Origin of the sequence: Paenibacillus dendritiformis (assembly GCF_015845845.1) — a bacterium.
Lineage (GTDB): Bacteria > Bacillota > Bacilli > Paenibacillales > Paenibacillaceae > Paenibacillus_B > Paenibacillus_B dendritiformis_C.
This window is the reverse complement of record NZ_LDIG01000243.1, coordinates 1-10,916: the sequence shown is the minus strand read 5'-3', so window position 1 is coordinate 10,916 and position 10,916 is coordinate 1. Positions and strand designations below refer to the sequence as shown.

Annotated in this window: 10 protein-coding genes and 2 pseudogenes; 7 read left to right on the top strand and 5 right to left on the bottom strand. The window is 53.7% G+C overall.

Annotated features, from left to right (window positions below; genetic code table 11):
* Positions 1 to 283: IS200/IS605 family transposase (tnpA, locus tag ABD76_RS24105; RefSeq protein ID WP_197256799.1), on the bottom strand; the 283-nt coding region annotated here is incomplete at its 3' end.
* A 192-nt stretch (positions 284 to 475) separates the two neighbouring features.
* Positions 476 to 1,024: a peroxiredoxin gene (locus ABD76_RS24100; RefSeq protein WP_197259552.1), complete on the bottom strand. Its 549-nt coding sequence runs from the start codon at positions 1,022 to 1,024 to the stop codon at positions 476 to 478.
* A gap of 264 nt (positions 1,025 to 1,288) precedes the next feature.
* Here ABD76_RS24100 and ABD76_RS24095 point away from each other — a divergent pair.
* The 6 genes and pseudogenes from ABD76_RS24095 to ABD76_RS24070 all read left to right on the top strand — a co-directional run bounded on the left by ABD76_RS24095 (position 1,289) and on the right by ABD76_RS24070 (position 7,244).
* Positions 1,289 to 1,722: pseudogene (locus tag ABD76_RS24095) on the top strand (class I SAM-dependent methyltransferase).
* 64 nt (positions 1,723 to 1,786) lie between these two features.
* A pseudogene (locus ABD76_RS24090) lies at positions 1,787 to 2,841 on the top strand (glycosyltransferase family 61 protein).
* A gap of 152 nt (positions 2,842 to 2,993) precedes the next feature.
* Entirely contained in the window at positions 2,994 to 3,635 is a 642-nt protein-coding gene (locus tag ABD76_RS24085) for an acetyltransferase (RefSeq protein ID WP_197259551.1), read from the top strand.
* 27 nt (positions 3,636 to 3,662) lie between these two features.
* Positions 3,663 to 4,781: a DegT/DnrJ/EryC1/StrS family aminotransferase gene (locus ABD76_RS24080; protein WP_197259550.1), complete on the top strand. Its 1,119-nt coding sequence runs from the start codon at positions 3,663 to 3,665 to the stop codon at positions 4,779 to 4,781.
* Positions 4,782 to 4,803: 22 nt separating this feature from the next.
* Positions 4,804 to 5,829 carry a DUF4214 domain-containing protein gene (locus tag ABD76_RS24075; protein WP_242069779.1) on the top strand — a complete coding sequence of 342 codons (1,026 nt, stop codon included), beginning with the start codon at positions 4,804 to 4,806 and terminating at the stop codon, positions 5,827 to 5,829.
* 302 nt (positions 5,830 to 6,131) lie between these two features.
* Positions 6,132 to 7,244: a glycosyltransferase family 4 protein gene (locus tag ABD76_RS24070; RefSeq protein WP_197259549.1), complete on the top strand. Its 1,113-nt coding sequence runs from the start codon at positions 6,132 to 6,134 to the stop codon at positions 7,242 to 7,244.
* Positions 7,245 to 7,340: 96 nt separating this feature from the next.
* Here ABD76_RS24070 and ABD76_RS24065 read toward each other — a convergent pair whose 3' ends face one another.
* Positions 7,341 to 7,508 (bottom strand): hypothetical protein, encoded by a 168-nt coding sequence (locus ABD76_RS24065; protein ID WP_197259548.1) that lies wholly within the window; start codon positions 7,506 to 7,508, stop codon positions 7,341 to 7,343.
* Between the two features lie 246 nt (positions 7,509 to 7,754).
* Positions 7,755 to 8,837, bottom strand: coding sequence for a 3-isopropylmalate dehydrogenase (leuB, locus tag ABD76_RS24060; RefSeq protein WP_197259547.1), 1,083 nt, complete (start codon positions 8,835 to 8,837; stop codon positions 7,755 to 7,757).
* 372 nt (positions 8,838 to 9,209) lie between these two features.
* On the opposite strand from leuB, the gene ABD76_RS24055 reads away from it, so the two are divergent.
* Positions 9,210 to 9,725, top strand: coding sequence for an NYN domain-containing protein (locus ABD76_RS24055; RefSeq protein ID WP_242069778.1), 516 nt, complete (start codon positions 9,210 to 9,212; stop codon positions 9,723 to 9,725).
* 1 nt (position 9,726) lies between these two features.
* On the opposite strand, the gene ABD76_RS24050 is transcribed toward ABD76_RS24055, so the two are convergent.
* Positions 9,727 to 10,916 (bottom strand): IS4 family transposase (locus ABD76_RS24050; RefSeq protein ID WP_242069277.1); only part of this gene is annotated, 1,190 nt, incomplete at its 5' end.

Sequence of the window (10,916 nt, the reverse complement as noted above, 5' to 3'; positions counted from 1 at the left end):
CATGCTTCTCGAATATCATCAGTGAGCTTTTTCCCTTCAGATATCCCATGAATGATGATACTGAGATTTTTGGAGGAATCGCTACTAGCATATGTACATGATCTGGCATCATGTGACCTTCTAAGATCTCCACTCCCTTGTATTTACATAAACGCTTGAAGATTTCAATCAAGTCTTTTCTCACTTGATTATAAATCTCTTTCCGTCTATACTTCGGGGTGAACACAATGTGGTATTTGCACATCCACTTCGTGTGAGCTAGACTATAGTTCTTGTTTGCCATCTAAGACCATTCCTTTCATTGAGCCTGAACATCTCAATTTTATCGGGATGGTCTTGTTGGTCAAACCCTCGATCCCTCCACCCGCATAGCGGGTGGTTTTTTGTTTCGTGCGTTTCACGCACTCAACGGGCTAAAGCCCATAACAAAGTCCCGCAGGCAGATTGCCGCGGGACCGGTATATTCACATTTCGATTAGTTGGCAGCCAGATGCTTGTCGCCCGGCTTCCAATCGCTCGGGCACAGACCGCCGGATTGCAGAGCTTGCAGCACGCGGAGCGTCTCGTCCACACTGCGTCCGACATTGTTATGGTTCACGACTTGATACTTCACTTCGCCTTCCGGGTCGATGATGAAGAGACCGCGAAGCGCTACGCCCTCCTCTTCAATGAGGACGCCGTAGTCGCGGGCTACCGATTTCGTGATGTCGGAAGCGAGCGGGAAATGCAGGCGGCCGAGGCCATTGGCATCGGCCGGCGTGTTGATCCACGCCCGGTGCGTATGCACGGAGTCGACGGACACGCCGAGAATTTCAGTGTCCAGCTTCTTGAATTCTTCCGCCGCGCTGCTGAGAGCCGTAAGCTCTGTCGGGCATACGAAAGTGAAATCAAGCGGATAGAAGAATAAGACGAGCCATTTGCCTCGGTAATCGGACAGCGCAGCGGAGCCGAAGCCTTGTCCGTCCCCATTTGCTGTCTCCATGTTGAATTCTGGCGCAGGTCTGCCAACCAAACGTTCCGGCATGTCCGCTTCCTCCTTTGAGCTATCTCAAAATGTCCTGATTTATAACATTTTCTAAGATTAATTTTTTCGCATGATTCTTATTTGGTTCTATTATGCCGCTTCGATGCCGCTTTATCCTCTCCTGGAGCAAGACCCCGGTACCGCCCCCCGTTTCTCTCTCAAAATTGTGTGTCTCTCTTCTCTCAGTTGCCCTATTCCGCCTCTCTCCTGCCTGCATAGTCTATCTCAATCAGTCTATTATCTCTGAAGGTGGTGTGCTTTGCGATGCATTGGTACTATCATCAGCCTGTGTTTGCAGCGGATTCCGCTCCGGAGCTGCCGCGTGAGTTCATGACGCATGGAGCCTGGTCCGGCCATCGCCGCTTTGCGTATGATTTGGTTCGCTTTGCCCTGCCCCGAACGATTGTGGAGTTGGGCACGCTGTACGGACCTCATTCTTTACCTTCTGCCAAGCGGTGAAGGACGGACAGCTTGCCGCCCGCTGCTTCGCTGTCGACACCTGGAAGGGAGACCCGCATGTCGGCAGCTATGACGGTGTATACCGGTTGTGGGAAGAGCTCGGGGAGCATCCGCATATCACGTTCCCCCATTCGAACGGGCTCGGCGTTCTGTTCCCCAAAGGATGCCCGGCGAACTGGCTGCCTCTGATCGAGAACAAGGACGCGTTTGTGGCGAACTATGCCGCAGGACAAGTGTGATGCATGGCCTTGCCGGCTACTGCGGCACCTGACGACGATGAGCAGCAGGAGGAGGGCTTGAAATATGAATACGATACCCGATCAGTTTTATTTGCGGACACGGGACTGGGCTGCCGGCTTTGCCGCTGACCCTCATCTCGTGCGTGAAAGGTATAAAGTCATTTATCCGAAGGAAACGATTCATCTGCCTGCGCCCAACGGGGAAGACGTGAAGCGCTGGCCGTCGGCATGTCATTTCGAGGAAGCCTTCGTGGCGGTCATTCCGGAAGGGCGGATCATGACGGGGAACGGTTATGTCGTCACCCCCGATCACAAGCGGCTGCTCGATGTCGAGTATGCCTATCCTTATCCGTTCTCCGAGCTTCCTCCGCCGGAATATACGGAGGAGACCGTAGCCACCCTGATATGGGGCTGGAACATTCCCGGGGTCGCTTTTACGCAGGCCATTTACGGCCATTGGTTTTTCGATATTTTGCCGCGGATTCATCTGCTGGAGCAAAGCGGCATCGCCATTGATAAATACTTGATCGGCAAGCTGACCCATTCGTTCCAATATGAATCGCTGCAAATGCTAGGCTTTCCGATTATCATCTCGTCGCGCGCCAGCTTGTCGTGCCCGCCGTCCCGGTCATCCTCGGCAAGAGCCCGCGCTGGGCCTATCAATTCATCCGCAAGCGGTTGAGAGATGACCGCCACATCCAGCCCCGGCCAGGGTATGAGCGAATATATGTCAGCCGGGCGGATGCACATGCCCGCTTTGTCGTCAATGAGGAGGAGGTCATGCAGGTACTGGCCGAGAAAGGCTTTACCCACATCGTGCTCACCCCGCTGTCCATGGAAGACAAAATTTCCATCTACTCTTCCGCTCAAGCCATCGTGGCCCCGTTCGGAAGCGGCAATGTGAATGTGGCGTTCTGCAATCCGGGCACGACGATGATCGAACTGTCGCCCGTCACCGTCGTCGATGATTATTTCTGGAAAATCAGCAATCACGCCTATATGAATTACTATGAAATCATCTGCGATATCGAGCAGCCGCCGAAGCCGGTTGGCGGGGCCGACAACCTGATCGTAGACATCGAGAAGCTGAAGCGCGTGCTTCATATGGCGGGAATCTAGACGCCTGAATGCCGTCTTCACGCTGTACTGAACATTCCCCTCCTCTATCGACAAATAACTATTTTGCCTTCCACACTGCCGAAGGCCTAATCTTCTGCTAGCTTGCAATCATACACATACCATATCCAAACGATTGACAGGAGGAATAAGCCTTGTCTGACAGCCAGGAGACGATCGTGATCGGAGCGGGAGGGCATGCAAAAGTCATCATCGACATTCTTCGAGCCGATCCCGCCGTCGACCTTGTCGGCTGCACTTCCGCGGACGGAAGCGGCTGCGTGGCCGGAGTTCCTGTCTTGGGCGATGATTCGATTCTGCCGGAGCTGTATGCGCAAGGGGTCCATCAGGCATTCGTGGCCATCGGCGACAACCGTATTCGCTGGAAGATGGCCCGAACCGCCGCGGACATCGGCTACACCCTTATCAACGCAATCAGCCGATACGCCTATATTTCCCCATCGGCAAGTCTCGGGTCAGGCATCGCCATCATGCCCGGGGCCGTGGTCAATGCGGAAGCCCGCATCCAGGATTTCGCCATCATCAACACCGGCGCATCTGTCGATCACGAATCCGTTATCGGAGAAGCATGCCATATCGCTCCGGGAAGCCATTTATCCGGCAACGTGCGGGTCGGGGAAGGCTCCTTCCTCGGTACCGGAACCCAAGAGATTGACGGTATGGCGGTCGGAGCATGGTCCGTTCTGGGAGCAGGCGCCGTCGTCGTTCGCGATATTCCCGATCAATGCCTCGCCGTGGGAGTGCCGGCCCGCGTCATCAAACATTTTGATCGTTAAGCAGTCTTGAATGTCGGAGGGAGATACATGAAGAAATATTATCCTATAGCAGCTCCGATTCTGAACGGGAATGAAAAAAAATATGTAGCCGATTGTCTCGATTCGACGTGGATTTCATCCAACGGTTCGTATCTGGGCATGTTCGAGCAGCAATTCGCGGCTTTTTGCCAGACGAAGCACGCGATTACTTGCAGCAGCGGCACGACCGCGCTCCATCTGGCGCTCATCGCGCATGGAGTCGGCCCGGGGGACGAAGTGATTGTTCCGACGCTGACCTTCGCCGCCACGGCGAATGCCGTCGTGTATTGCGGAGCGACACCGGTGTTCGTCGATTCCGAGCCGGAGACGTGGAACATGGATCCGGAGGCGGTCGTGCAGAAGATTACGCCCCGAACGAAGGGCATTATAGCCGTCCATCTGTACGGGCACCCCGTTCATATGGATCCGATTATGCAAGCGGCTCAAGAGCACGGCTTATTTGTTATCGAGGATGCCGCCGAAGCCATCGGAGCCGAATACAAAGGAAGAAGAGCGGGCTCTCTCGGCCATACGGCCGCCTTCAGCTTATTCGAAAATAAAATCATTACGACGGGCGAAGGCGGCATCATTACTACGGATGATGACGATATCGCCGAGAAAATTCGCCTGTTCAAGGGCCAGGGCATGGATAAGTCCCGAAAATATTGGCACACGGTCATCGGCTACAATTACCGCATGACGAATATTCAGGCCGCGATAGGCTGCGCCCAGCTCGAAAATATCGACTGGCATATCCAGCAGCGCATTCGGGTAGCGATGCATTACTACGATTGCCTGCAATACGATGAACGAATCACGCTGCCGGTCCAGAAGGTATGGTCCAAAAACGTCTATTGGATGATGAGCGTCGTATTGAACGGGTGCTCGGAAGCGAAGCGGGACCGGATCATGGAGCGGTTGAAGGAGGATGGCATCGAGACGAGACCGTTCTTCTACCCGATGCACATTCTTCCGCCGTATCAGCATCTGCAGCGCCATACGGAGTTCCCGATCGCCAACCGGATCGCTGCGCAAGGAATCAACTTGCCAAGCCATGGGGAATTGACCGAAGAGGACATTCATTGGATCGGCGGCAAGCTGCAGCGCGCGTTAGACAAGGAATCCTAGTGCCGGGAAGGGAGGGAGAAGGTTGAGCCGTCATTATCGAATCATTCATCATTTATATGAGCTGATGAGACGGGAAGGGAATGATTTTATCAGGCATTTGTATATTCAGATGCTCCACCGGGAACCGGGCAAAGCCGAGCTGAAGCATTACGGCACGCTTCTATCCATGCGGACAGGCAAGTTCACCATCGCGATGAGCGTTCTGTGCAGCGAAGAAGCAGAACAATTGTATCGCCGTCCGGCCATCAGGCTGATTCCCCGGCATCAAGGCACCATCGCCAGCCGGATTCAATCCTTTTATACTGCTGAACCGCTCTTTTTCCTTCACTCTTTATATGCAGAACTGCTTGGGCGTGCCCCTGATCCGATTGGGATGGAGGGGCATTCGCGCACTCTGTCTTCCGGAACTGCGCGCAAGACGCTGCTGCGCACCTTCGCCTCGTCCGAGGAATGCCAGCGGCTCCTTGCCGGACCGGCTCTCCCTCCCCTTCCGCTGGAGCCGCATCCGGCTGCGGCGGGATGGGGCGGAGGCATTCCCCCGACACAGATCGGCATCTTCCTGGGCTACCCCCATCCCCTCGCCCTCGACGGCGAAGGGATCGGAAGATTTCTGCACCGGCTTATCGAAGGCTTGCTGACGATACGCCACGATACGGTCGTTCACATAGCGGCGACGCATAACAATGAAGGCGACACCCGCAACACGTTCGATGGATTGAATGCCCGCTTTCCGGGACGCTGCCGGATTGTCGGCTCCAATAATATGGGCTGGATCAACGATCATGTCCCCGCCGACATCTGGATCGTCCCGATCGTGTCGCTCGATCTGGCCTTGCATCTGAAGAAGCCGTACATTCTATGCCTGCATGATCTCGTCCATCATCAATTTCCGCATTTATATTATGCCTACCAGCCTGAATTCTGCAACCGGGTGAACCGCACCGCTTATTATGTGATGGAGAGGGCTGCGGCCATCGTGTCCAGCTCGCAATATGTCCGAATGCATCACGCCGTCGCCCTGGGAGGAATGCCTTTGGCCGCTTGCTGACCGCCGCCGGAGTTCCCATCGTCAACGATTCCTTCCTTGTACCGGTATGCAGCCGGCACCACCATGAACTGAATTCCAACCTCAGCATCCTTAATGAATATGCGGAGCAGAGCCCGAAAATGTATGGACAGCGTCATCCTCCATGCCGAGCGTATACAATAATAGAACTCCTGCCGCAGCTATCTCCGGCGAGGGGCTTCATCACAAAGCAAGCATGATCCATTTCGATAAAGTCAACGCATAAGGCGGACCTAACTTCAACATGATGACTGCGTCTGGAAAAGTAAGGGAGGTATCGTTCGATGGCTCAAATTGTGTGGCACGGCAATGCATTCGACTCAACCGGCTATGCGAAGGCGACAAGGCAATATGTCATGGCTCTCCACGCTCGCGGCGCCAACGTGAAGCTCGTCAGCCATTCCGCTCTTCCTCCGATCGAGCTTCCGCGGGAGCAGCGGGAGGTATTGGAGCATCTGCAAGCCAAGCCGCCGTCGGCCGGCCAGCGGATCAATATTTATCACTACATTCCGGATCTGTGGCGGAGAAGAATTCGTCCCTCGTTCGGATTCACCTATTGGGAGACCTCGAAAATACCGGACTCTTGGGTTCGGCAGGCCAATCAAATGAACGGCGTATTTTTGCCAAGCACGCATAATATCGGCGTATTTCGCAATTCAGGCGTTACGGTACCTTTGATTTACATACGGCCGTGCCTGATGGAGCCGTACCGCCCGCCTTCGCCGCAGGCCCCGCCGCCCTATATTCACGCCTTGCCCCCGTTCCGCTTCCTCAGCGTCTGCTCCTGGATTGAGCGCAAGGGCATTGACGTGCTGTTGAAGGCATTCTGGAACGAGTTCACGGCGGCCGATCAAGTATGTCTCATCGTCAAAACGGCCGGCAACGCAGACGTGCTGCGTGAAGTCGAGCGGCTGAAGCAGGAGCAGCGGCTTTCCCATGCTCCCGCTCCGGTCTATATTGATCTGGAGCTGCGCAGCGAACTGGAAATGGACGCGTTATACCGGAGCTGTCATGCTTTCGTTCTGCCCAGCCGCGGAGAGGGCGTCGGATATCCGGTGCTGGAAGCGGCGATGAGAGGCGTTCCGGTCATTACGACCGGGTGGGGCGGCCACATGGATTTTTTGAATGAATACAACAGCTATGTCATTCCCTATCATCTGACGCCCGTCAAGCCGCAGCATTACTACGGCGGGTATCAAGCCGATCAACTCTGGGCGGAGCCGTCGGGCAGCGACCTGCAGCGCATTCTGCGCCATGTTCTGTCCCGCTATGACGAGGCGGCGCTGAAGGGTCAGATTGCGAAGCAGCATACGATGACGCATTTCTCTCCCGACAATGCGGCCCAGGAGCTTCTTCAGGCGCTGTCGGGCTTGACGCGCCGCTCATTCGCCCGTTAAGCGCGATTGAGCGGTCACGCTATATAAAGAAAGCATGCATTCTTTGTCCTCTCCCAAAGCGTGCATGCCTCCTATGTCAATATATTCATTTCACGCCTAGCCCCTGAACAATCCTTCCGGCACGCGGGCATCCCAGCTCTCCGGAATCGGCAAGCCGAGAGCCGCTGCCACGACGGCGGCCGTATCCTTGAAGGTCAAGCCTTCCAGATTGGCATTCGGGTTAACGCACGGTCCGGCTGCCGCCCAGAAGATCGTCCGATCCATCGGGTGATCGCTTCCGTGACTGTATGCATGTTCTCCGCCGCCGCCCCGATATATTCACAAGCCGCATCCGTCAGCTCCGCATCCGGGGCGCAATGCTTATGGACGCCGATTCCCTCTTTCGGCTTCGACCAAGAATACCGAAAAAAGCATGCAACCCTTGTATCCGGCAGATACAAGAATCGCATGCTTCCATTGTCCCCTGTCGGAAGGCAGGCCTTCCTATGCAGTGTCCATAACTAATGCCGATCAGGCACGCTTCATGGCTGCGATGATCAAATCGCCCATCGCGGCCGTCCCGATCGCCTTGGATTTGTCGGTCGCGATATCCCCGGTGCGGTGTCCGGCATCCAGCACTTCCTTGACCGCGTTCTCAATCGATTGCGCGGCATCCTCGTAGCCGAACGTGAGGCGGAACATCAGCGCGACCGACAGAATGGTCGCGATCGGATTCGCCGCGCCCTGGCCCGCAATGTCAGGCGCGGAGCCGTGAACCGGCTCGTAGAGGCCGAAGCTGCCTTCCCCGAGCGAGGCGGAGGACAGCATGCCGATGGATCCCGTCAGCATGGCGGCTTCATCGCTCAAAATATCGCCGAACATATTTTCCGTCACGATGACATCGAAGCTCGACGGCCGGCGCAGTAACTGCATGGCGCAGTTGTCGACGAGCACATGCTCCAGCTCGACATCCGGATAATCCGGAGCGATGCGATTCACCGTCTCGCGCCAGAGGCGGGATGTCTCCAGCACGTTCGCCTTGTCAACCGAAGCGAGCTTCTTGCGGCGCTTTTGCGCAATCTCGAACGCCTGGCGCACGATGCGCTCCACTTCCTGCACATTATAGACGCAGGTATCGACCGCCTCTTCCCCGTGCTCGCCCTCGCGGCGGAGCTTCTCGCCGAAATAGATGCCGCCGGTCAGTTCGCGCACAACGATGAGGTCGGTTCCCTCCAGCACTTCCGGCTTCAAGGTGGAAGCATCCTTCAAGCAGTCGAAGATGACTGCCGGACGAATATTCGAGAACAAGCCGAGCGCCTTGCGAATGCCGAGCAGCCCGGTCTCCGGACGAAGCTCCTTCGGATTGCTGTCCCATTTCGGGCCGCCGACCGCCCCGAGCAGCACCGCGTCCGCCGCTTGGCACATCTGAAGCGTCTCCTCCGGAAGCGGGGTTCCCTTTTCATCAATAGCAATACCGCCGAACAAGCCGTGGCTTATCTCGAAGGCATAGCCGAACAGCTCCTCCGTACGCTTCAATACTTTCTCCGCTTCGCGGACGACTTCCGGGCCGATGCCGTCCCCGGCGATTACCGCGATTTTCTTCACTTCCGCCATCCCAGTCACTCCTCGTGTCATCATCATTTCTTTAGTTGTAACATAAAGCCCGGAGATTGACCAAGATATAAAATCTATTGTTTTGATAGGAGAAAACTATAGAGGCTGGAGATGCATGACGGCAAGACAGGTCCAGGCGGCGCGTTTAGAGCGAAACTGACGGCGTTACCCGGCAAAGTCTTGCGAGGCTGGCAAGCGGCTTCCCGTGATCGATCGCGATTCTGTAGTTCCACTCATAGGGGCGCACGAGTCGATGCAAACATAAACATCTTTATTTTTCAAAAGTATTTATTTGTATGAAAAAGAGGATTTTATTGTAAAATGCCGAATTAAACAATATTTTTATAAACTTAGGTAATTAGGAGGGGTAACATGTCCATTGATCAGACTTCAAGCAAGGAAACAAAAGGAGAGGGAACCGGAGTTGAAACCGAAGCAGAAGAAGCATTAGACGGTCCAACAGCTATTCATTTGCTTGGTGATTTCATTGAAAAATCCACAGTAAATACATTTAAAGCTATGCACAGGAAAAGCAAGATGGACAATGTAGCTATATTCGTGGATTATGATAACGTGTACTGGAGTCTGACTCAAAATCATTCACATCATCCGAATCACCTGGAACCAGAAAAGAATTTATTGTACCAGCTATGGAATAGATACGGCAAAGATAAAGTAAGAACCTTTAGGGCATATGCAGATTTTGAGAAGATAAAAACGGATTTAACTAGTCTTCAGAAAAAGCGCGTACAAATACGGCATGTTTATTCCAATGGAAAAGATATAGATCAAAGAAAAAATTCTTCAGATATTGAACTTTGTATAGACGCTATCGAACACACATACAAAGATCCCAATACAGACATGTTGATTAACCAAATTGTGTAACTCAAACAAGCCCGGCAGGGCTGAATTTTTCTCTTATCCTCTGCATCTTAACGAGCCATTCGGGAGGAAGGGAATTTAGCCTAAATAGACGTGCAAAGTGAATAAAGGACAGCTTTTGATGCCTAGATACGACCCCTTGAGTGGTATCAAATAACCATTTGAGTAACACGTAAACGATGAGAGCTACAAACAGCTGCCCGTACACGGCATTTTCAGTTGTCCCGAACAAAGTAGGGATATTCAAGTGCTGCTTGATCCAGCGAAAGAAAACCTCGATTTGCCACCGGGCTTTATACATCTGTGCGATTTCTTCTGGGGTCACTTGCATGAGATCGGTAACGACGCGGAGTTCTCGGCCATCGAAATCTTGGAAGGTAACGACGCGATGCCGCTTCTTGGATCGACATTGCTCTGTTCCAAGTTGGCACGTAATGTCCCGGATGACCGGGCTGTTAGGCTCTTTTTGCCGGCGTAGAGCACGTGGTTTTTCAAGATGAACGTTATCACGCAGTCGAACGACAAAGGATTGACCTTCTTCTTTGAAACGATCTAATCGTTCGAGCTTCCCGTAAGCCCGGTCCATAACCATAATGTAATCCAAATGGGTTAAGCTTTCACAGAGCGGACCATCATGTTTCGAACCAACCGTTTCGACCACGTTTAGAGGGGAGTCGCATTGGGCTTGCAAAGAAACATGTAGCTTAATGCCCGAACGCTCACCATGGTAAGGGGCCCAGGGCAAGCGAGTTTTTCCTACCGTTACGGTCGTCGAGTCAATCAAAAGCAATTCTTTAGGAAAGGCCAGCTTTCGGGTCGTTTGACGATTACAGGTTTGGATGAGCCGGTGTAGGAGCTCCTTGAATACAGCAAAGGGAACCTCAGCTGCCTTTCCGGAAAAACTGGAATAATGGACAGGAAGCAAGCCGCTGGCTGCTGCATGAACCACACCTGAACGGTAGCTATCCCATTGTTCAGAGGCAGCCATCGCCCAATATTGTAGCAAATGATGGACGGTAAACTTGCGGGCCTTGTCTTTATAGCCGGCGAGTTCGATTGCAGAATCGATTTCTTCTGCAGGCAAAACGGATTGAAGGATGGACAGGATCGTGGTAGACTTTTTCATGGAGTCGCCACCTTTCTTCGGTTGAGTTTGTAGGCGTACAAACATTTTACCGGGTGTGCGGCTTTTTT